The organism is Streptomyces sp. NPDC048600 (genome assembly GCF_055587025.1).
This window is the reverse complement of sequence record NZ_JBVJGZ010000021.1, coordinates 116513-137996: the sequence shown is the minus strand read 5'-3', so window position 1 is coordinate 137996 and position 21484 is coordinate 116513. Positions and strand designations below refer to the sequence as shown.

Below are 21484 nucleotides of genomic sequence, written 5' to 3'. Positions count from 1 at the left end.
GTGTCCGCTGGGCTGTAGCAGGGAGTCAAACGTGCAGGACGATGGTGTCGACCCCGTTGCTCACAATCGGGCAGCCTGGGACAAATATGTCCAGGAGGGCATCGAGTGGTCGAGGCCGGTGAGTGCCGAGGATGTGGCGCGCGCCCGCATGGGCGACTGGTCGATCGTTCTCATCGGCCGTGAGCCCGTCGACCGCTCCTGGCTGTCGACGGACCTGACCGGCAAGGACGTGCTGTGCCTGGCCTCCGGCGGTGGCCAGCAGGGCCCGATCCTCGCCGCCGCGGGGGCGCGGGTCACCGTATTCGACAACTCACCCCGCCAGCTGGGCCAGGACCGGATGGTGGCGGCGCGCGACGGACTCGAGCTGCGCACCGTCCTGGGTGACATGCGCGACCTCAGCGCCTTCGGTGACGCAACATTCGACGTCGTATTCCATCCGGTCTCCAACCTGTTCGTACCGGACTTGGCACCGGTGTGGCGTGAGTGCTTCCGCGTCCTGCGACCGGGTGGAACTCTGCTCGCGGGCTTCATCAACCCTGATGTGTACTTGTTCGACCACGAGGCGCTCGACGAGCGCGGCGAGCTGATCGTCGTGCACAGGCTGCCCTACAGCGATGTCACGCAGTACTCCGCCGAGGAACGCGCCACGAAGTTCGGCGCGGATGCCGCTCTCGAATACAGCCACACCCTCACCGACCAGATCGGCGGGCAACTCGCCGAGGGGTTCGTCCTCACCGGCTTCGCGGAAGCGCCGCACCAATCCGACGCATCCGCTCACTACATGTCGAACTATTTCGCGACGCTGGCGGTCAAGCCGGGCTGACCCAGCCGTCGGGCCGGCCGGGACGGCCGTGTCTCCGAACGGCCGGGGAGCGCTGTGCCGGCTCGCCCCCACCAGCTTCGCCGAGCCGGTATGCCTCGTGCTGAGTCCAGGCACGTCGGCGTGGGTCTTCAACCGTCCGTTGAAAGCTCTGCGGCTTGGGCATGTCCTACAGGGGCAAGAGGTCCGGAGCACGAAAATGCCTCCCATCCGCGCTGTATGCGCAGGTGAGAGGCATGATCACAAACCTTACTTCTTCTTGCCCTGGTTCTTGACCGCCTCGATCGCCGCCGCGGCCGCCTCGGGGTCGAGGTACGTGCCGCCGGGGACGACCGGCTTGAAGTCGGCGTCGAGCTCGTAGGCGAGCGGGATGCCCGTGGGGATGTTCAGGCCCGCGATGTCGGCGTCGGAGACGCCGTCCAGGTGCTTGACCAGGGCGCGCAGCGAGTTGCCGTGGGCGGCGACCAGGACCGTGCGGCCGGCCAGCAGGTCCGGGACGATGCCGTCGTACCAGTACGGGAGCATCCGCTGGACGACGTCCTTCAGGCACTCCGTGCGCGGGCGCAGCTCCGGCGGGATCGTCGCGTAGCGCGGGTCGCCGGACTGGGAGAACTCGGTGCCGTCCTCGAGCGGCGGCGGCGGGGTGTCGTACGAGCGGCGCCACAGCATGAACTGCTCCTCGCCGAACTCGGCGAGGGTCTGGGCCTTGTCCTTGCCCTGCAGGGCACCGTAGTGGCGCTCGTTCAGGCGCCAGGAGCGGTGGACCGGGATCCAGTGGCGGTCCGCGGACTCCAGGGCGAGCTGCGCCGTGCGGATCGCGCGCTTCTGGAGGGACGTGTGGACCACGTCGGGGAGAAGGTCGGCGTCCTTCAGGAGCTCGCCACCGCGGACTGCCTCCTTCTCGCCCTTCTCGTTGAGGTTCACGTCCACCCAGCCGGTGAACAGGTTCTTCGCGTTCCACTCGCTCTCGCCGTGGCGGAGGAGGATCAGCTTGTACGGTGCGTCGGCCATGGCCTTGAGCCTACCTAACGAAACCGGGGCCGGTCCGAGTGTGGCCTTGGCCCCATCGGGCCGTCCGGTGGGTGGTGGGAGAGGCGGCCGGGCGCTTGTCTAAATTAAGGTGAACTCTTCCACAACCTATTGCCACATCCACCTGTCCCATCAGCGCAGGTGTAGCGGTTCAGATGAGGAGCACAGAAACGTGACCGTGCGTTCCTTTGCGCGGCGGATGCGTCCGCGAGTCGAGCGGAAGGCCGCCGAGCGAGTCTGGCAGCTGCGGACGATGCGGCGACGCCGCAGAGCAGCGGTCACGGACCCCGTGCTGCGTCCCATCGACGTGCGCGGCCAGCAGCTCTACGGGCGGGTCGTGACGGAGTTCACGGCCGCCGGTGCCGCCGCCTCCAACCTCGACCTGGTGGTCGCCGCGCTGGAGAAGGCGAACATCTCCTTCTTCCTGGTGCCGACCGCCCGGACCCGCCACATCGTCGGCGTCAACTCCGTGGACCGCGCGCGCTTCATCGCGGCACTCGAGAAGCTGTACGAGGGCAAGGCCGTGTTCATCGGCCGGCCGGTGCCCGGCGGGCAGCTCAAGCACCCCGCGATGTTCCTGGACGGTGTTCTGCCCTCCGGACTGCGCACGGCACCCGTGCTGCGCGTCGGAGAGAACCTCCTCGGCCCTAAGGGCCAGCTGCTGGCCGGCCCCGAGCTGGCCTGCGACGTGGAGTTCTGGGAGGACGGCGGCCGCCTGCTGGCCACCGAGGCGGGCGAGGCCCGGCTCGCCAAGGTGCAGCCGCAGGCCTCCGAGGACATATTCGGTGAGTCCCTGATCGCGCCGCGCAACAACGGCATCACCGACGTTCTGCCCGCCTCCGAGCAGAAGCCGGTCATGGTGAAGGTCGGCGAGCGGGAGCTGCCGAGCTTCGCCCCGCTGACCCTGGACCCTGTGAATCGCGTCACGTTCCCCGTCGACGTCGTCTACACCTGGGTCGACGGCGAGGAGCCCGCGATGCGGGCCAAGCGCGCCAAGTACCAGGACCGCGGCACCGCCGAGATCCTGGACAAGGAGACCAACGCCTCCCGCTACACCAGCCACGACGAGCTGAAGTACTCGCTGCGCTCGCTCGCGATGTACGCCGACTTCGTGCGGCACATCTACATCGTCACCGACGGCCAGAAGCCGCACTGGCTGGACGACACCGCCGAGGGCATCACGGTCGTCGACCACCGCGACATCTTCCCCGCGGACGTCCTGCCGGTGTTCAACTCGCACGCGATCGAGACCCGGCTGCACCACATCCCGGGCCTGTCCGAGCACTACCTGTACTTCAACGACGACGTGTTCGCCGGCCGCCGGATCACCCCGGAGCACTTCTTCCACGGCAGCGGCCTGCTGCGCGTCCCGGTGTCCCCGCTCAAGATCGGTGTCGGCAAGCCGCACGCCGAGGAGACGGCCACCAACTCCGCCAGCAAGAACGTGCGCGCGCTGCTGATGGAGAAGTTCGGGAAGATGACCACGAACAACTTCATGCACACCCCGCTCCCGCAGCACCGCGGCACGCTCCTGGAGCTGGAGGAGCTGTTCCCCGAGGACATGCAGCGCACCACGGCGTCCCGCTTCCGCTCCCCGTCGGACATCGCCGTGACGGCTCCGATGCTCTACAACTACTCGCTGATCAAGGGCAGCGGTGTGCCGGGCAAGTTCGGCTTCCGCTACGTCAACATCAGCCGCCCCGACGCCGAGAAGCGGCTGGAGGACCTGAAGGCGACCCGCCGGTTCGACTTCTTCTGCCTCAACGACGTCGACGTGGCACCGGAGGAGCGCGAGCAGGTGCACGTGCGGATGTCCGAGTTCCTGGAGAACTACTTCCCGTTCCCCAGCCCCTTCGAGAAGCGGAACTGACGGACCGAGACCATGGAGATACGTCACCGCCTGCCGGCACCCGCGGGCATGCGGGCCGCCCGGGACCTGCTGCTCCGCCTCCGGCTGTGGCTGGCCGCCCGGCTGTGGGTGCTGCGCGGGTCCCGCTCGCGCCGCCGCCTGCGGCGCACGGTCCCCGGGCTGCGCAAGGTCGCCTTCGGACCGTCGCGGCTGTACGGGTCCATGGTCACGGGCTACACCGCCGCCGACGCCGCCGAGGCGGACCTGGAACAGGTCTGCACGCTGCTGGAGGCGGCCGGTGTGCCGTACTTCCTGGTCCCCTCCGGCCACGGCGGCGGCGCCCCGCGCCAGGTGGTCGGGGTCGCGCAGGAGCACCGCGGCGCCGTCCTGGCCCGCGCCCTGCAGAGCTTCGCGGGCACGGCGGCCTACGTCGCTGCCGTCGCGGCCGACGGCAGCGTGTCGAGCGCGGTGCTGTGGGCCGACGGCAGGCTGCCGCGGGCGCTGCGCGGCGCCTCGGTCCTGCGGACCGGCCTGGTGCGGCTCGGCCCGGCCGGGCAGGTGCTCAGCGGGCTGGAGTCGGGCTGCGACATCGAGTTCTGGCGGCACGGCCGGGACCTGGGCGGCGAGCCCGCCCATCTGACCGTGCCCGGCGACCGGCTGGAGGACGTCTACGGCGCAGCCCTGGTCGCCCCGCGCCGCAACCCGGTCTCCGAGGTCCTCCCGGAGTCCGCGCAGAAGCCGGCCGAGGCGGAGGGGCACCGCCGCGCCGTGCCGACGTTCGCCGCGTTCGCCGAGCCGGGCATCGACGACGTGCTGTTCCCCGTCGACGCCGTCTACACCTGGGTCGACGGCAACGACCCGGCGATGGCCGCCAAGCGCCGCGCCCACCAGGAGCGGTCCGACAACGTCATCGCCGCGCGCGAGACCGGCGACTCCCGCTACACCAGCCACGACGAGCTGAAGTACGCCCTGCGCTCGCTGGAGATGTACGCCGGCTTCGTCCGGCACGTGTACCTGGTGACCGACTCCCAGGTGCCGGCCTGGCTGGACCCGGAGGCCGAGGGCATCACGGTCGTCGACCACCGGGACATCCTCCCGGCGGACGCGCTGCCGGTGTTCAACTCGCACGCGATCGAGAGCCGCCTGCACCACATAGCGGGCCTGTCGGACCAGTTCCTGTACTTCAACGACGACGTGTTCATCAACCGCCCCGTGGGAGCCGAGCACTTCTTCCACGGCAGCGGTATCGCGCGGATCCCGTTCTCGCCGCTGAAGCTCGGGGTGGGCGCTCCGCATCCCCTGGAGCCCGCGCCGAACTCGGCGGGCAAGAACACCCGTGAGGTGATCAAGCGGTTCCACGGGCGGCAGATCACCCAGAAGTCCCTGCACACCCCGCATCCCCAACTGCTTTCGGTGATGCGGGAGATGGAGGGCCTCGGCATCGAGGAGCTGGAGCGCACCTCGTACTCCCGGTTCCGCTCCACCTCGGACGTCGCGCCCGCGTCGACCCTTCACCACCACTGGGCGATCGCGACCGGGCGGGCCGTGCCGGCGGAGTACCTCTTCCGCTATGTGCAGCTGGGCTCGCCCGACATGAAGCAGCGGCTGGCGCGGCTCGCGGCGGGCGAGGACGTCGACTTCTTCTGTCTGAACGACGTGGACACGCCTCCGGCGGCCCGTGCGGCGGCCCAGAAGGCGATCCGGTCCTTCCTCGAGCGCAAGTACCCGTTCCCCAGCCGGTTCGAGAAGAAGCCGGTGGTGGGAGCGCAGGCGCTGCCGCGCGACAGGGCGGCGAGGGTCAGGCGCTGAGGGGGGCGTCCCCCCAGCTGCCCCTGAGGGGCGGTTGGTCTGCGGGCCGCCCCGCCGCCGTTCGCGCAGTTCCCCGCGCCCCTGTTTGGGGTGGCTGGTCTGCGTGGTTCGCCTGCGGGGCGTGCGTGGCTGGTCGCGCAGTTCCTCGCGCCCCTGTTTGGGGTGGCTGACCTGCGTGGTTCGCCTGCGGGGCGTGCGTGGCCGTTCGCGCAGTTCCCCGCGCCCCTTATGGGGTGGCTGGTCTGCGTCGTTTGGCTGCCGGCCCGCCTGTTGCTGGTCGCGCAGTTCCTCGCGCCCCTTATGGGGTGGCTGGTCGCGCTCACGCGGCGGAGCCGCACATCGATACAGCCCCGCGCCCCATGGGCGGCACGGGTGGGCGCTGGGGGTCCCCTCCAGGGGAGGCACCTTGCAGCGCCGGGTGCGGATGACGATCTGACCTCAGCCGTGACGCCCGCCCCACGATTGACGCCCCCCGTCAATTCGGTGGCATTCGCGGCAGCCGAATTCGTAAGTTGTGGCTGCTGCTTGAGCCGCTTACAGCCGTGGGGGATACGCAATGTCACCAGCCTCGTTGAGACGTGCCGTGCGGGAGTCGGTCTCCGGCCTCCCACCCGCGTTCTGGTGGCTGTGGACCAGCACGCTGGTCAACCGGCTGGGCGCGTTCGTCGCCACGTACATGGCGCTCTACCTCACGCTCGACCGCGGCTACTCCGCCTCGTACGCCGGTCTGGCCGCCGCCCTGCACGGGCTCGGCGGTGTGATCTCCTCGCTGGGCGCGGGCGTGATGACGGACCGGCTGGGCCGCAGGCCCACACTGCTGATCGCCCAGACCTCCACCGCCTTCTCGGTCGCCCTGCTCGGCTTCATGCACCACCCCGCCGCCATCGCCGCCGTGGCCTTCCTGGTCGGCATGGCCTCCAACGCCTCCCGGCCCGCCGTGCAGGCGATGATGGCGGACATCGTGCGTCCCGAGGACCGGGTCCGCGCGTTCTCCCTCAACTACTGGGCGATCAACCTCGGCTTCGCCGTCTCCTCGGCGGGCGCGGGCTTCATCGCCGAGGTCAGCTATCTCGCCGGTTTCCTCATCGAGGGGGCCATGACCCTGGCCTGCGCGATCGTGGTCTTCCTGAAGCTGCCGGAGTCACGGCCCGCGAGGACGGCCGGGGAGCAGGGCAAGGACGACGAGGTCGGCCTCGGCACGGTGCTGCGCGACGGCCGTTTCATGGGCGTCGTCGGGCTGTCCTTCCTGGTCGCGCTGATCTTCCAGCAGGGCGCGGTCGGCCTGCCCGTCGCCATGGGCGAGGCCGGCTTCACGCCCGCCGACTACGGCCTGGCCATCGCCGTGAACGGCGTGCTGATCGTCGCCCTCCAGATCCCGGTCACCCGCTTCATCGAACACCGCGACCCGCAGTGGCTGCTGGTGGTGTCGTCGCTGCTCGCGGGCTACGGCTTCGCGCTGACGGCCTTCGCTGGCTCGGTGGCCGCCTTCGCCCTGACGGTGTGCGTCTGGACCCTCGCCGAGATCGTCAACGCGCCCACCCAGACCGGCGTCGTCGTCCGTCTCTCCCCGGTGCACGGCCGCGGCCGCTACCAGGGCATGTACACGATGTCCTGGTCCGTCGCCGCGCTGGTCGCCCCGCTGATGTCCGGTGTCTTCCTCGACCACCTCGGCGCGGAGTGGCTCTGGGGCGCCTGCGCGGTGATCGGCACGATCGCGGCGGCGGGCTACTGGCTCCTGATGCGCTCGCTGCCCCAGGAGCCCGCCTCGGCGGAGCCGAAGCCCGTGGCCGTACGCCCGCTGCCGGACACCCTCCCGGACGGCGAGCCGAGCACCACGCCTAGCTGAGCCCCCACACCCGGCCGAGCCCCCTCACCCGGCGCCGGGAAGGCGGACATGACGAGGCCCCCGGTGCCGCACACCGGGGGCCTCGCGTTTCTCGACGCTGGTCAGCCGCACTGGCAGGGATTGCCCGACTGGCAGCCGCAGCCGCAGCCCGAGCCGCAGCCGCAGGCGCCGATCACCATGAGGTTCCGGATCTCGGCGGGCTGCTCGGTCGCGCGTTCCTGCGTGGGGTCGGGCGTGCCACTGGACGTACCGGGGGCTTCGGCCATGGTCCCTCCTATGGGCTGGTGGCTTTACCCATTGCATGCCCGCGCCACCGGGCGCATCAACGGCGCACGGAGGCGAAACCGCCGGGCCGCGTCCCCGCCCGCCGGCTAGGCCGCGTCCCCGCCCGCCGGCTGGATCTCCGGCTGGCTGTCCTGCTGGAACTCGTCCGCGTGCTCACCCGTCACCAGGAACACCACGCGCTTGGCCACGGACACCGCGTGGTCGGCGAACCGCTCGTAGTAGCGGCCGAGCAGGGTGACGTCGACGGCCGTCTCGATGCCGTGCTTCCAGCGGTCGTCCATCAGGTGCTGGAAGAGCGTGCGGTGCAGCAGGTCCATCGCGTCGTCGTCCTGCTCCAGCTGCAGCGCCAGGTCGATGTCCTTGGTGACGATGACCTCGGCCGCCTTCGCCATCAGGCGCTGCGCGAGCTGGCCCATCTCCAGAATCGTGGCGTGCAGGTCCTGCGGCACGGCCCGCTCGGGGAAGCGCAGCCGGGCCAGCTTCGCCACGTGCTGGGCGAGGTCGCCGGAGCGCTCCAGATCGGCGGACATGCGCAGCGAGGTCACCACGATCCGCAGGTCCGTCGCCACCGGCTGCTGGCGAGCCAGCAGCGCTATGGCGCGGGCCTCCAGGTCGTGCTGGAGCTCGTCGACCTTCTTGTCGGCCTCGATCACATGCTCGGCCAGCTTCAGGTCGGCGTCGAGCATGGCCGTGGTGGCGCGTCCGATCGCCGACCCGACCAGCCGGGCCATCTCGACCAGACCGTCGCCGATCGAGTCCAGTTCCTCGTGGTACGCGTCCCGCATCAGGGTTCCCTCTCGTGCGTCTTCCAGGGGGTGGCGCCCCCGCGGCCACCCGGGGCCCGGCCCCGGGTGGCCGCGAGCACCGGCCCCGCGATCTCATGGGGGCTCGCCCCCGCGGTCGCTCAACAGTTCCCAGGGGGTTCCGCCCCTACGTTCCCACGTTCGGCCCTGTACGCGTCCGTTTCGGCCACCCCAAATGAATCAGCACTGGCTCCAAGGTGAACTCTGGGCGACGAGTGTTCGAGGTCGCATATCCATGGCTGTGGCCATACCGTTCGCCATGCCTAACCTGGACGCATGGACGTGAACGCGGCGGTCGCCGCAGCGGCAGCGATCGCCGGGGTGCTCACCGGCGTCATCGCCATGCTGGCGTTCCGCTGGAGCGAACGCGACCTGAGCCGGCCCACCAGGACCTCTCTGCACACCGACCCCGTGCTCCCGCCGGGCGTCGACACCGTGCTGTCGGTGCTGCGCTCCTCGGCCGTCGTCCTCGACGAGGCGGACGCCGTGGTCAAGGCGAGCTCCGCGGCGTACGCCCTCGGTCTGGTGCGCGGCGGCAAGCTCGCGGTGGAGCCGATGCTCCAGATGGCCCGCGACACCCGCAGGGACGGCGAGATACGGCAGGTGGAGCTGGACCTCCCCAAGCGCGGCAGCGGCCGCGGCGAGGCACTCGCGGTCTCCGCCCGGGTCGCCCCGCTCGGCTCCCGTCTGGTGCTGCTGCTCGTCGAGGACCTCACCGAGGCCCGGCGCATAGAAGCGGTCCGGCGGGACTTCGTCGCGAACGTCAGCCATGAGCTCAAGACCCCGGTCGGTGCGCTCTCCCTGCTCTCCGAGGCCGTCATGGACGCCTCCGACGACCCCGAGGCCGTCCAGCGCTTCGCGGGCCGTATGCAGATCGAGGCGACCCGGCTGACCAACCTGGTCCAGGAACTGATCGACCTCTCCCGGGTGCAGAACGACGACCCGCTGGAGGACGCCGAGCCGGTCCGGGTGGACGAACTGGTCGCCGAGGCCATCGACCGCTGCCGCCACCAGGCGGGCACCAAGCAGATCACCATGGCCGCCGGCGGCCACGCGGACCTGCATGTGTGGGGTCATCGCGGCCAGCTCGCGGCCGCCCTCGGCAACCTCGTGGAGAACGCCGTCAACTACTCGCCCGCCCGTACCCGCGTCGGCATAGCCGCCCGCCGGGTGAACGGGGTCGGCGGCGAATCGATCGAGATCGCCGTGACCGACCAGGGCATCGGCATCTCCGACAAGGACAAGGAGCGCATCTTCGAGCGCTTCTATCGCGTGGACCCCGCCCGCTCCCGCGCCACCGGCGGTACGGGTCTGGGCCTCGCGATCGTCAAACACGTGGCCGCCTCACACGGCGGGGAGGTCACGGTGTGGAGCTCGGAGGGACAGGGCTCCACGTTCACCCTGCGACTGCCGGAGGCGGGCGCCGCCCGCGACCGCGCGCACCAGCACCCCGCCCTCGACGACGAGAGCGACCCGGGCGCGCCGGGACACACGGCCCACACGTCCCGCACCACGTCTTCCCCTTCCCCCGAGTCAACCGCGTACCAGACGCTTTCCGCCCCGGAGGTCCTTCCGTGACCCGAGTGCTCGTCGTCGAGGACGAGGAGTCCTTCTCCGACGCCCTGTCGTACATGCTCCGCAAGGAGGGCTTCGAGGTCGCAGTCGCGACCACGGGCCCCGACGGACTCGACGAGTTCGAGCGCAACGGCGCCGACCTCGTCCTCCTCGACCTGATGCTGCCCGGCCTGCCGGGCACGGAGGTGTGCCGTCAGTTGCGCGGCCGCTCCAACGTCCCCGTGATCATGGTGACCGCCAAGGACAGCGAGATCGACAAGGTCGTCGGCCTGGAGATAGGGGCCGACGACTACGTCACCAAGCCCTTCTCCTCCCGCGAGCTGGTCGCCCGCATCCGCGCGGTGCTGCGCCGCCGCGGCGAGCCGGAGGAGGTGGCCCCGGCCGCCCTGGAGGCCGGCCCGGTCCGCATGGACGTCGACCGCCACGTGGTGACGGTGTCGGGCTCCAAGGTCGACCTCCCGCTGAAGGAGTTCGACCTGCTGGAGATGCTGCTGCGCAACGCCGGCCGGGTGCTGACCCGTATGCAGCTGATCGACCGCGTCTGGGGCGCCGACTACGTCGGTGACACCAAGACCCTCGACGTCCACGTCAAGCGCCTGCGCGCCAAGATCGAACCGGACCCGGGCGCCCCGCGCTACCTGGTGACGGTGCGTGGCCTGGGGTACAAGTTCGAGCCGTAGGCCGTAGCCATGCGCCTGTCGCGCGGCCGGCGTCCCTGACGACGACGAAGGGCGGGACCTCCTCGGAGGTCCCGCCCTTCGTCGTACGGCTGCGGCAGGTCAGTGACCGGCCTCGCCCTCCGCGGTCTCGGAGGCGGACGCCTGGTCGGTCGGCGTGCCCGAGGGGGACTCCGTGGTGCCCTCGGCGGGCTCGCCGGACTCCGCGGGGCTGGCCGCCGGGGCGGACGGGACCTGGGTCGGGCCCCAGCCGGAGAAGTAGCTCTGGGACGGCACCACGAAGGCGGTCAGGCTCACGTCGCCGGTCTCGCTGAAGGCGAAGGTGACGTTCTGGTTGGCACCGTCGACGAGGGCGCTGCCGTCGGCCAGCACGGCGGAGGCGTTGCCCTCGCCGCCGATGACGACGGAGCCGCCGGCCGGGACGGTCAGGGAGCCGCCCGCGGCGGGCTTGATCTCGGTGGGGCCGACGCCGTCCACGGTGATGGAGTCCACCGTCTGGGCGGAGTCGCCGGAGTTGAACAGGGTTGCGGAGACCGCGGCCGGGCCCTCGGCGTCGCGCTCGGGCTGGATGATCACCACGGCGTTCTGGATCTTGATGTCGCCGACGCTGGTCGCCGCGTTGTCCGGCTTGATGCCGAGGGTCTGAGCGTCGTTGCCGGCACCGCAGGCGGCGAGCGAGGCGATCGAGAACGCGATGACGGAGGCGGCGAGGGCGCCGCGTCGAAGGCTGCTGCTCACGGCGGCGGAATCTCCTTGAACGCAGGGGCGGCTCTCCTGAACAAAGCCGCTCTAAGTGTCTGTCAGCGGCCCCAGGTTACCGAGTCGTTCCCGCGCGGCCGCACCCGACCCTCCCCCCGGCCGGTCGCGTCGCCCGGCGGGAGGTACATGGCGACTTCACGCACCCGTGAAGGTGACTCCGGAGTCACTTCGGGCGGGGCCCGTCCGGCATTCACACAAACCACTGCCGCAATGCACGGCGACCCGCTCGCAAATTTTCCGTGAAGGAATGTGCCAAGGCCCCGGAAATTGATCACCGGAGGCCGGGCCGGACGACTGAGCGGATCAATTCCGGATTCGTCTGGTACCCGACTCGTCGCACCGAACGGAGTAGCGGAAGTCGATCACTTGGAAGCGGACATATCGGGATGTTCGGCCGCGCGGAGGAGTCTCCGGGCTTGTGTGACGTGCTCGTTTCAGCCCGTACGGAGAGCCGCTCCGACCTGCGAATACCTGGTTCCGCCACCCCGCCGCAGCACGTCCGTGTTGCTGTTGTCAAGCCCCGAGATATGCCCTGACCTGCGAAAACGCCATTCAGGAACCGTCGTTTCCGTGTTACTCTGGATAGCCACGGAAGGGGTACCTGTCACATGACGTTCAAGGTTGGCGACACCGTGGTCTATCCCCATCACGGGGCCGCGCTGATCGAGGCCATCGAAACTCGCCAGATCAAAGGCGTGGACAAGACCTACTTGGTGCTGAAGGTCGCCCAGGGTGACCTGACGGTACGTGTGCCAGCGGACAATGCGGAGTTCGTCGGCGTGCGTGATGTGGTCGGGCAGGACGGGCTCGACCGGGTCTTCGAGGTGCTGCGCGCGCCGTACGCCGAGGAGCCCACGAACTGGTCCCGTCGCTACAAGGCAAACCTGGAGAAGCTCGCCTCCGGCGATGTCATCAAGGTCGCTGAAGTCGTGCGTGACCTGTGGCGTCGCGAGCGCGAGCGCGGACTGTCCGCGGGTGAGAAGCGCATGCTCGCCAAGGCCCGCCAGATCCTGGTGAGCGAGCTCGCCCTCGCGGAGAACACCAACGAGGACAAGGCCGAGGCCCTGCTCGACGAGGTTCTCGCCTCCTAGAGGCGGCGCGAGCCCCGTTGACCCGGGCGCGAGTCCGGTCGGCTCAGCACACCGATATGCCGCGGTGCCCGATGACACTTTCCCTGTCGCCGGGCGCTGCGGCATGTCCGTGTCCGGACTCGGAAATCCGGACGCGGAACGAAGGAACGGCGGAACGCCGAAGGTGCGCCGACTCCGTACGCCGGAGGGTGTCCCCCGGTACTGTGCGGGCCCGGGGCACCGGCTCGACCGGAAGTCACGGAAGGGTCCGGCCGACCCGTGCCCAGCAGGCACCGCTGAGGCCATACCCACCAAGGCCGAGCACACAAACCTGACAGGAACCGATGTCTGACGTTTCGCGTCCCTCGCCCTCGGACACCGCCTCCGAGGCCCGTGCGGCACGTACCGCCGCCGTCATCCCGGCCGCCGGCCGGGGCGTACGTCTGGGCCCGGGTGCCCCGAAGGCGCTCCGCACGCTGAACGGCACGCCGATGCTCATCCACGCGGTGCGCGCGATGGCCGCCTCCCGCGCGGTCTCCCTGGTGCTCGTCGTGGCCCCGCCCGACGGCACCGCCGAGGTGAAGTCGATGCTCGACGCGCACGCGCTGCCCGACCGCACCGACTTCCTCGTCGTGCCCGGCGGCGAGTCCCGCCAGGAATCGGTCCGGCTCGGCCTGGACGCCCTGCCGCCCGGCTACGACATCGTCCTCGTGCACGACGCGGCCCGCCCCCTGGTGCCGGTCGACACCGTGGACGCCGTGATCGAGGCCGTCCGCGAGGGCGCCCCCGCCGTGGTGCCCGCGCTGCCGCTCGCCGACACCGTGAAGGAGGTCGAGCCGGCCGCCGCCCCGGGCGCGCCCGAGCCCGTCCTCGCCACCCCGGAACGCGCCCGGCTGCGCGCGGTGCAGACCCCCCAGGGCTTCGACCGCGCCACGCTGGAGCGCGCCCACGCGTCGGTCACCGAGAACGTCACCGACGACGCGAGCATGATCGAGCAGCTCGGTCTCCCCGTCGTGGTCGTCCCCGGCCACGAGGAGGCCTTCAAGGTCACCCGCCCCCTCGACCTCGTCCTCGCCGAGGCGGTCCTGGCCCGCAGGAGGCTCAACGATGGCTTCTGAGGCACCGCTGCTCCCGCAGGTCGGCATCGGCACCGACATCCACGCCTTCGAGGACGGCCGCGAGCTCTGGTGCGCCGGGCTGAAGTGGGAGGGCGAGGGCCCCGGCCTGGCCGGCCACTCCGACGCCGACGTCGTCGCCCACGCCGCCTGCAACGCGCTCTTCTCCGCCGCAGGGCTCGGCGACCTGGGACAGCACTTCGGCACCGGCCGCCCCGAGTGGTCGGGCGCGTCGGGCGTCACCCTGCTGACGGAGGCGGCCCGCATCGTCCGCGAGGCGGGCTTCGTCATCGGCAACATCGCCGTACAGGTTGTGGGCCCCCGCCCGAAGATCGGCAAGCGGCGGGACGAGGCGCAGAAGATCCTGTCGGAGGCGGCGGGAGCACGCGTGTCCGTGTCCGGCGCGACGACGGACGGCCTCGGCTTCCCCGGCCGCGACGAGGGCCTGATGGCGATCGCCACCGCCCTCGTGGCGCGGGTGGCCTGACGGCAGCGACGGCACGACGGAGATGCCCGCGCCGGAGCAGGTCCGGCGGCACGACGGGGGTGCCCGCGGCGAGGCCGCCCCGGGTCGACCGTAGGGAACATTTGTCCTACCCGGGTGTTCGGGGCGGCACCGGTGCCGCGTTCCACCGCAGGTGCCTCGGCGGCCCCGCGTCGCCCCGCGGACGAAATCGGCGATACACCACTACGGCGCCCCGCACTACTCCACGCCCACTACCCTGGACCCGTGACTATTCGCCTGTACGACACCAGCGCCCGGCAGATCCGTGACTTCACCCCGCTCACGCCGGGCTGTGTCTCGATCTACCTGTGTGGCGCCACCGTGCAGGCGGCCCCGCACATCGGGCACATCCGCTCGGGCCTGAACTTCGACATCATGCGCCGCTGGTTCGCCTACCGCGGCTACGACGTCACGTTCATCCGCAACGTGACCGACATCGACGACAAGATCATCGCCAAGTCGGCCGACCAGGGCCGCCCCTGGTGGGCGATCGGCTACGAGAACGAGCGCGCCTTCAACGACGGCTACACCGCCCTCGGTTGCCTTCCGCCCACCTACGAGCCCCGCGCCACCGGCCATGTCACCGAGATGGTCGAGATGATGCGCGGTCTCATCGAGCGCGGCCACGCCTACGAGGCCGACGGCAACGTCTACTTCGACGTGCGGTCGTTCCCCGAGTACCTGAGGCTGTCCAACCAGGAGCTGGACAACCTGCTCCAGCCCTCCGGTGAGGGCGAGACCGGCAAGCGGGACTCGCGCGACTTCGCGATGTGGAAGGCCGTCAAGCCGGGCGAGCCGAGCTGGGAGACGCCGTGGGGCCGCGGCCGTCCCGGCTGGCACCTGGAGTGCTCGGCGATGGCGCACAAGTACCTGGGCTCCGCCTTCGACATCCACGGCGGCGGCCTGGACCTGATCTTCCCGCACCACGAGAACGAGATCGCCCAGGCCAAGGCCTTCGGTGACGAGTTCGCCCGGTACTGGGTGCACAACGCCTGGGTCACCATGAGCGGCGAGAAGATGTCCAAGTCGCTCGGCAACAGCGTGCTGGTGTCGGAGATGGTCAAGCAGTGGCGCCCCGTCGTCCTGCGCTACTACCTCGGCACCCCGCACTACCGCTCGATGATCGAGTACAGCGAGGACGCCCTGCGTGAGGCCGAGGCGGCGTACGGCCGGATCGAGGGCTTCGTGCAGCGCGTGACGGAGCTGGCCGGGAGACCGGTCGAGCCCGCCGCCGAGGTGCCGCTGGCCTTCGCCGAGGCCATGGACGACGACCTCGGTGTGCCGGGGGCCCTCGCGATCGTGCACACCACGGTCCGGCAGGGCAACAGCGCCCTGGCGGCCGACGACAAGGAAGCCGCCGTCGCCCGCCTCGCCGAGGTCCGGGCCATGCTCGGCGTCCTCGGCCTGGACCCGCTCGACCCGCACTGGGCGGGCGAGGCCGACGGCGGCGAGGACCTGCACGGCGTGGTCGACACCCTGGTGCGCATGGTGCTTGACCAGCGGGAGGCGGCCCGCGCCCGCAAGGACTGGGCCACCGCCGACGCCATCCGCGACCAGCTGAACCAGTCCGGTCTCGTCATCGAGGACAGCCCCCAGGGCCCGCGCTGGAGCATCGGCCAGCGCTGAGGCCCTGACCACCGTGAATGTGCCGCCCGGACACTCGGGCGGCACACTTGCACTGACGTACGTATCGAGCAACACGAAAAGAACAGGTAGGTCATGGCCGGGAACAACCGCCGCATGTCCGGCAAGAAGGGCGCCCAGGTCGGCAGCGGCGGCCAGCGGCGCCGGGGCCTGGAGGGCAAGGGCCCCACGCCCCCCGCCGAGATGCGCAAGGGACACAAGAAGAACCGCATCGCCAACGCGAAGACCAAGCAGGTCCAGCGCCGCCCGGTGGCGCGCGGCCGAGGCGGCAAGGGCACGTCCGAGCTGGTCGTCGGGCGCAACCCGGTCGTCGAGGCGCTGCGCGAGGGCGTGCCCGCCAACACGCTGTACGTCCAGCAGTTCATCGACAACGACGAGCGGGTGCGCGAGGCGCTCCAGCTCGCGGGCGAGCGCGGCGGCATCAACCTCATGGAGGCCCCGCGTCCCGAGCTGGACCGGATGACCAACGGCCTCAACCACCAGGGCCTGGTCCTCCAGGTCCCGCCGTACGAGTACGCCCACCCCGAGGACCTGCTCGACGCCGCCGCCGACGGTGGCGAGGACCCGCTGGTCGTCGCGCTGGACGGGGTGACCGACCCGCGCAACCTCGGTGCCGTGGTGCGGTCCGTCTCCGCCTTCGGCGGGCACGGCGTGGTCGTGCCCGAGCGCCGCGCGGCCGGCATGACCGCCGGTGCCTGGAAGACCTCCGCCGGTACGGCCGCCCGTACGCCGGTGGCGCGTGCGACGAACCTGACCCGGGCGCTGGAGCAGTACAAGAAGGCCGGTGTCACCGTGGTCGGTCTGGCCGCCGACGGCGAGGCCGAGCTGGGCGAGCTGGAGGCGCTCGGGGGCCCGGTCGTGATCGTGGTCGGCAGCGAGGGCAAGGGCCTGTCCCGACTGGTCGGCGAGACCTGCGACTTCCGGGTGCGCATCCCGATGCCGGGTGGCGCGGAGTCGCTGAACGCCGGTGTGGCGGCGGGCATCGTGCTGTACGAGGCGGCACGCCGACGGGGCTGAACACACGTCCGCAGGATCACCCGTACGGGGTAATCCTGGCGTTCAGGACAAGCTTGACGGGGTCCGGACAGATCCGGCAGGTCAAAGCAGTGTCCTAACCTCGCGTCACTCGGTTAGATGAGTGTGGACACCAGAACACCCCGCACACCGACGGGGGACCGCTCGTCGGGATTCGCTTCCGGGCTCGATGACGCTCCCGCGCTGAGCATGGTGAAGGTGCCGAGCGATCCGGCGCAGATCATCGTCAACCATGCGAGCTTCCGCGTGCAGTTGGGTGCCTCCTCGCGACGCGCCCAATCCGTGCGGGTCGCACGGCACTCGGGCGCCGTCCCCGTGGCCGGTGGCGCCGCGGCGGCCCGCCCCGCCGCGGCCCGCCGCCGACCCGTCGTCTGGAGCGGCCGCTCGGCACCCGACGACACCGGCGCCCACCGCCTGCTCCAGGCCGTGCGCACGGCGGGCGTCCGCGCCCCCGAGGAGACGGCCGACGCCGGGGCCACCCAGGTCATCCCGCGCGTCGGCGTGGGCGGCCCCGGCTACGACGACGTCTACGACGAGCTCGACCAGACCGTCGAGACCCCCGTCCTCGGCGCCCAGCGCACCCCCGAGGGCGCCGGCACCCGCCTGCTGCCCCATATGCGCACCGTCGGCAGCGCCTACGACGAACCCGCCTACGACGGACCCGAATACGGCGAACCGGCCTACGACGACGAGCGGTTCGACTTCGACGACCCCGAACCGGCCGACGCCGAACGGCGCTCCGGACGGCACGCCGACGAGGCCGCGCGGCACGCCTACTACCCCGGCCGCCGGATGAACCTCGGCGTCGTCCTGCTCCCGCTGCGCGTCTTCCTCGGCTTCATCTCCATCTACGCCGGCATGGGCAAGCTGTGCGACCCCGTCTACTTCGACGGCGGCACCCGCGGCTCGATGGTGAAGTGGCTCAACACCCTGCACCCGTGGGAGGTCGCCGAGCCGCTGCGCCAGTTCGCCCTGGCCCACCCGGTCGGCTCGGGCCTCGTGATCGCCTTCCTCCAGGTGGTCGTCGGCGTCCTCACGGTGCTGGGCTGCTGGCAGCGGGTCGCCGCGGTGGGCGGCGCGCTGCTGTCGGCCGCGCTGCTGGTCACCGTCAGCTGGAAGAGCGTCCCCGTCTACGACGCCCCCGACATCATCTACCTCGCCGCCTGGTCGCCCCTGATCATCGCGGGCGCTCCCGTCTACTCCATCGACGGCCGGCTGGCGGGCATGGCCTGGCGCAGGCTCGGTCCCCGCTCCGACATCTGGGAGCTGCGCCGCTACGTGCTGCGCCGCGGCGCCCTGGTGAGCGCCGTCGTCATCGGGCTCACCCTGCTCCTCGGCTCCCTGCTCGGCGGCGCGGTCCGTGACGCCGACCGGATCGTGGTGCCCGGCCCCGGTGACGCCCCGCGCAACGAGCTGCCCGGTTCGCCGCTGCCCCAGAAGCCCGGCGAGCGCGAGAAGAAGAGCAGCAGCCCCTCGGCGGCCGCCACGCCGACCGAGGACGCGCCGTCGGCCGCGCCGACCGAAGGCGCCGCGACCACACCCGACGCGACCCAGGACACCTCCACGGGCAGCTCGCCCAGCCAGACCCAGGGCACCGTCGGCGAGGCCCCGCCGCAGCAGTCCTCCCCGGAGGAGCAGCCCCCGAGCACCGGCTCCGGACCCAGCTCCGGCGGCGCCACCTCCTCCGGCGGCACGGGAACCGGCGGCGGCGAGCCCACCGAGGAGCAGCAGCCCGGACTGGTGGGCGGCCTCCTGGGCTGACGGCCCCGCCCCCTGGCTCACACGACGACGGGGTCCCGCACGGTCGCACCGTGCGGGACCCCGTCGTCGTACGCCGTGCAGCGGCTCTCAGCGGCTGCTAGGGGCTTTCTCGGCGGCCGTCAGCGGCCCAGGCCGGCGAGCTCCTTCGCCGCCTCCGTGAGGTCCTTGGCGGTGTCGATGGCACGCCAGTAGGAGCCCTGGGGGAGCGGGAAGCCGGCCAGGCGGCGTTCACGGGCCAGGTGCGGGAACGTGGTGCGCTCGTGGTCGCCGCGCTCGGGGAGCAGACCGGCGAACTCGGGGGAGAAGACGTAGACGCCCGCGTTGATCTCGAAGGTCGACGGCGGGGCCTCGATGAAGTCCGTGATGTGGCCGAAGCCGTCGGTCTTGACGGCGCCCCACGGGATGCGGGGGCGGGCCAGCGCGAGGGTCGCTATCGCGTCGCGCTCGGCGTGGAAGTCGGCCATGTCCCGCAGGGAGAAGCGGGTCCAGATGTCGCCGTTGGTGGCGTACCAGGCGCGGTCCGGGTGCGGCAGGTGCGCCGCGGCGAACTTCAGGCCGCCGCCGCGGCCGAGCGGCTCCGTCTCGACGACCGTGGTGACCGTCAGCGAGAGGTTCGCGGTGCGCAGCCACTGCTGGAGCACCTCGGCGAGGTGGCCGCAGCTGACGACCACGTCGGTGACGCCCTCCTCGGCGAGCCAGTTCAGCTGGTGGCCGATGATCGGCGTGCCCGTGCCGGGGATCTCGACCATCGGCTTCGGGCGGTCGTCGGTGTACGGGCGCAGGCGTGAGCCCTGGCCTCCGGCGAGGATGACGGCCTGGGTGGGGCGTACGGCGGCGTGCGGGTCGGTCATGCCCGCACTGTACGCGGTGCGTGTTGCGGGGTTACCGGGCGGTTGGCGGGACGGATCCCGGTGTGTCGGCCCAGGGCGGGGCGGTGCGCCCGCGGGGGCGCGGGGGCTGTGCTCCGACGGCCCCGGGCCGTCCGTGCGGCTCGCGCCCGCGTGGCGGGAGCCGTCCGTCGACACAGCCCCGCGCCCCTGCGGGCGTCGCCCGGCCGCGGGGCGGTACGGCCTCGCGCCCCTCCCGGGGCGCCGCTCAGCCGGTGGCCGCGAGGACGCCCGAGGCGAAGGCCGTGTCGCAGACCGGGCGGGAGAACGACTGGGCCCGCTTGGGACCGTAGACGCGGACCGCCGCCCGGCCCAGGGAACGGGCGATCGAGACGCAGTGGGAGGCGAGGGACGGGCGCTCGTCGACGGCCTGCTGGAGGTGGGTCAGGGCGATGCCCGGATCCTTCTCCTGGAGCTCGGTCAGGAGCTGGTCGCGCAGCACCTCGTGCGGGGCGCGCGGGGCGGCCGGCTTGGCGTCGTCGGACAGGGCGGTGTCCGAGGCGGTGAGCACCGAGGTCGACGGGTCGCCCGACCAGTTGACTCGGGTGACCGCGAGGGTCCCGGAGAGCACCAGGACGACGGGCAGGACGAGGGCGAGGCTGCGGCCGACCCGGCGGGCGGGGCCCTGGCCGCGTCGCGTCTCTTGGATGGTGGAGTGCTTCACGCGAGTGAGGGTAGCGCCTGGTAATGATTTGGCGACATTTAGTCACCGGTTCGGGGGATGAGAAGGTGGCGATTTCGGGGTAGAGGGTTGACGCTCACTGCTCGAAATGGGTTGTTCTGCCGTGGTATCCCGCGACAGCGAGAAGGGCCCCGCAGCGGTCTGCGGGGCCCTCTTCGTCAACCCGTGGAGAACGTCCGGGTTTCTCCGTCCTGCGTCAGTCGGACAGACGCGCGCCGGAGGAGGTGGAGAACACGTGGGTCTCGCCGGAGCGCGGGACGACGTGCAGCACGCTGCCCTTCTCCGGGACGTCACGGCCGTTCACCCGGACCACCAGGTCCTTGGAGGTGTCGCCGACGGTGGCGGTGCCGTAGACGTAGGCGTCGGCGCCCAGCTCCTCGACGACGTTCACGGTGACCGCGAGGCCCTGGTCGGAGCCCGCGCCCGCCACGTCGAAGTGCTCGGGGCGGACACCGACGGTGACCGTCTTGTCGGTGGTGGCGGACAGCGCGTCGCGCTCGACCGGGACGACCGAGTTGCCGAACTTCACGCCGCCGTCGGTGATCGGGACCTCGACCAGGTTCATGGCCGGGGAGCCGATGAAGCCGGCGACGAAGAGGTTCGCGGGCTTGTCGTACATGTTGCGCGGGGTGTCGACCTGCTGGAGCAGACCGTCCTTGAGGACCGCGACACGGTCGCCCATCGTCATGGCCTCGACCTGGTCGTGGGTGACGTAGACGGTGGTGATGCCCAGACGGCGCTGGAGCGACGCGATCTGCGTACGGGTCGACACACGGAGCTTGGCGTCCAGGTTGGACAGCGGCTCGTCCATGAGGAAGACCTGGGGCTCACGCACGATGGCGCGGCCCATCGCGACACGCTGGCGCTGACCGCCGGAGAGGGCCTTCGGCTTGCGGTCCAGGTACTCGGTGAGGTCGAGGATCTTCGCGGCCTCCTCGACCTTCTGCCGGATCTCCGCCTTGTTGACACCGGCGATCTTGAGCGCGAAGCCCATGTTGTCGGCGACGCTCATGTGCGGGTACAGCGCGTAGTTCTGGAACACCATGGCGATGTCCCGGTCCTTCGGCGGCAGGTGGGTCACGTCGCGGTCGCCGATGCGGATCGCGCCGCCGTTGACGTCCTCCAGGCCGGCGAGCATGCGCAGGGAGGTGGACTTGCCGCAGCCGGACGGACCGACCAGGACGAGGAACTCGCCGTCCGCGATCTCGATGTCCAGGGCGTCGACGGCGGGCTTGGTGCCACCCGGGTAGATGCGGGTCGCCTTGTCGAACGTAACAGTGGCCATGGTGATGGGCCCCCTTCTACCGGCAGGAACGTGCCGGACGATCCGTTG

General features: G+C 71.1%; 19 protein-coding genes. 12 read left to right on the top strand and 7 right to left on the bottom strand.

Going from position 1 to position 21484, the window contains the following annotated elements; translation table 11 throughout:
• Window positions 1–31: 31 nt before the first annotated feature.
• Entirely contained in the window at window positions 32–823 is a 792-nt protein-coding gene (locus ACZ6SQ_RS26375) for a class I SAM-dependent methyltransferase (RefSeq protein WP_469566222.1), read from the top strand.
• A gap of 246 nt (window positions 824–1069) precedes the next feature.
• Here the strand turns inward: ACZ6SQ_RS26375 and ACZ6SQ_RS26370 are convergent, their stop codons facing one another.
• Window positions 1070–1831, bottom strand: coding sequence for a phosphoglyceromutase (locus ACZ6SQ_RS26370; protein WP_469566220.1), 762 nt, complete (start codon window positions 1829–1831; stop codon window positions 1070–1072).
• A 190-nt stretch (window positions 1832–2021) separates the two neighbouring features.
• Between ACZ6SQ_RS26370 and ACZ6SQ_RS26365 the strand changes: the two genes are divergently transcribed.
• The 3 genes from ACZ6SQ_RS26365 (at window position 2022) to ACZ6SQ_RS26355 (ending at window position 7353) form a co-directional block, all read left to right on the top strand.
• Window positions 2022–3719 carry a stealth family protein gene (locus ACZ6SQ_RS26365; protein ID WP_469566218.1) on the top strand — a complete coding sequence of 566 codons (1698 nt, stop codon included), beginning with the start codon at window positions 2022–2024 and terminating at the stop codon, window positions 3717–3719.
• Between the two features lie 12 nt (window positions 3720–3731).
• Complete coding sequence (locus ACZ6SQ_RS26360; RefSeq protein WP_469566216.1) at window positions 3732–5507, top strand: stealth family protein; 1776 nt, start codon at window positions 3732–3734, stop codon at window positions 5505–5507.
• A gap of 556 nt (window positions 5508–6063) precedes the next feature.
• Window positions 6064–7353, top strand: coding sequence for an MDR family MFS transporter (locus ACZ6SQ_RS26355; protein WP_469566214.1), 1290 nt, complete (start codon window positions 6064–6066; stop codon window positions 7351–7353).
• 101 nt (window positions 7354–7454) lie between these two features.
• On the opposite strand, the gene ACZ6SQ_RS26350 is transcribed toward ACZ6SQ_RS26355, so the two are convergent.
• Window positions 7455–7619 (bottom strand): hypothetical protein, encoded by a 165-nt coding sequence (locus ACZ6SQ_RS26350; protein ID WP_389327980.1) that lies wholly within the window; start codon window positions 7617–7619, stop codon window positions 7455–7457.
• A gap of 105 nt (window positions 7620–7724) precedes the next feature.
• Window positions 7725–8423, bottom strand: a complete 699-nt coding sequence (gene phoU, locus ACZ6SQ_RS26345; protein WP_469566212.1) for a phosphate signaling complex protein PhoU — start codon at window positions 8421–8423, stop codon at window positions 7725–7727.
• 294 nt (window positions 8424–8717) lie between these two features.
• On the opposite strand from phoU, the gene phoR reads away from it, so the two are divergent.
• Window positions 8718–10019: a two-component system sensor histidine kinase PhoR gene (gene phoR / locus ACZ6SQ_RS26340; RefSeq protein ID WP_469566210.1), complete on the top strand. Its 1302-nt coding sequence runs from the start codon at window positions 8718–8720 to the stop codon at window positions 10017–10019.
• Between the two features lie 5 nt (window positions 10020–10024).
• On the top strand, window positions 10025–10696 hold the full coding sequence (gene phoP, locus ACZ6SQ_RS26335) for a two-component system response regulator PhoP (RefSeq protein WP_466214042.1): 672 nt from the start codon (window positions 10025–10027) through the stop codon (window positions 10694–10696).
• 99 nt (window positions 10697–10795) lie between these two features.
• Here the strand turns inward: phoP and ACZ6SQ_RS26330 are convergent, their stop codons facing one another.
• The gene (locus ACZ6SQ_RS26330; protein WP_469566208.1) at window positions 10796–11431 is read right to left on the bottom strand and encodes a copper chaperone PCu(A)C domain-containing protein; all 636 of its coding nucleotides are present in this window, start codon (window positions 11429–11431) and stop codon (window positions 10796–10798) included.
• 629 nt (window positions 11432–12060) lie between these two features.
• Between ACZ6SQ_RS26330 and ACZ6SQ_RS26325 the strand changes: the two genes are divergently transcribed.
• From ACZ6SQ_RS26325 to ACZ6SQ_RS26300, 6 genes are all read left to right on the top strand, one after another.
• Entirely contained in the window at window positions 12061–12543 is a 483-nt protein-coding gene (locus ACZ6SQ_RS26325; RefSeq protein WP_003953493.1) for a CarD family transcriptional regulator, read from the top strand.
• A gap of 323 nt (window positions 12544–12866) precedes the next feature.
• Window positions 12867–13640, top strand: coding sequence for a 2-C-methyl-D-erythritol 4-phosphate cytidylyltransferase (gene ispD, locus ACZ6SQ_RS26320; protein ID WP_469566206.1), 774 nt, complete (start codon window positions 12867–12869; stop codon window positions 13638–13640).
• Window positions 13630–14124, top strand: a complete 495-nt coding sequence (ispF, locus tag ACZ6SQ_RS26315; RefSeq protein ID WP_469566202.1) for a 2-C-methyl-D-erythritol 2,4-cyclodiphosphate synthase — start codon at window positions 13630–13632, stop codon at window positions 14122–14124. The genes ispD and ispF overlap by 11 nt, the downstream gene beginning before the upstream one ends.
• 243 nt (window positions 14125–14367) lie before the next feature.
• On the top strand, window positions 14368–15768 hold the full coding sequence (cysS, locus tag ACZ6SQ_RS26310; RefSeq protein ID WP_469566201.1) for a cysteine--tRNA ligase: 1401 nt from the start codon (window positions 14368–14370) through the stop codon (window positions 15766–15768).
• A 267-nt stretch (window positions 15769–16035) separates the two neighbouring features.
• A complete protein-coding gene (gene rlmB / locus ACZ6SQ_RS26305; RefSeq protein WP_469566262.1) occupies window positions 16036–16803 on the top strand; it encodes a 23S rRNA (guanosine(2251)-2'-O)-methyltransferase RlmB in 768 nt (255 codons plus the stop codon).
• 117 nt (window positions 16804–16920) lie between these two features.
• The gene (locus tag ACZ6SQ_RS26300; RefSeq protein WP_469566199.1) at window positions 16921–18582 is read left to right on the top strand and encodes a DoxX family membrane protein; all 1662 of its coding nucleotides are present in this window, start codon (window positions 16921–16923) and stop codon (window positions 18580–18582) included.
• Window positions 18583–18701: 119 nt separating this feature from the next.
• Here ACZ6SQ_RS26300 and ACZ6SQ_RS26295 read toward each other — a convergent pair whose 3' ends face one another.
• The 3 genes from ACZ6SQ_RS26295 to ACZ6SQ_RS26285 form a co-directional block, all read right to left on the bottom strand.
• Complete coding sequence (locus ACZ6SQ_RS26295) at window positions 18702–19433, bottom strand: nucleotidyltransferase family protein (RefSeq protein ID WP_469566198.1); 732 nt, start codon at window positions 19431–19433, stop codon at window positions 18702–18704.
• A 244-nt stretch (window positions 19434–19677) separates the two neighbouring features.
• Complete coding sequence (locus ACZ6SQ_RS26290; RefSeq protein ID WP_469566196.1) at window positions 19678–20133, bottom strand: hypothetical protein; 456 nt, start codon at window positions 20131–20133, stop codon at window positions 19678–19680.
• 214 nt (window positions 20134–20347) lie between these two features.
• Window positions 20348–21436, bottom strand: a complete 1089-nt coding sequence (locus ACZ6SQ_RS26285; RefSeq protein WP_386377753.1) for an ABC transporter ATP-binding protein — start codon at window positions 21434–21436, stop codon at window positions 20348–20350.
• Window positions 21437–21484: the final 48 nt, after the last annotated feature.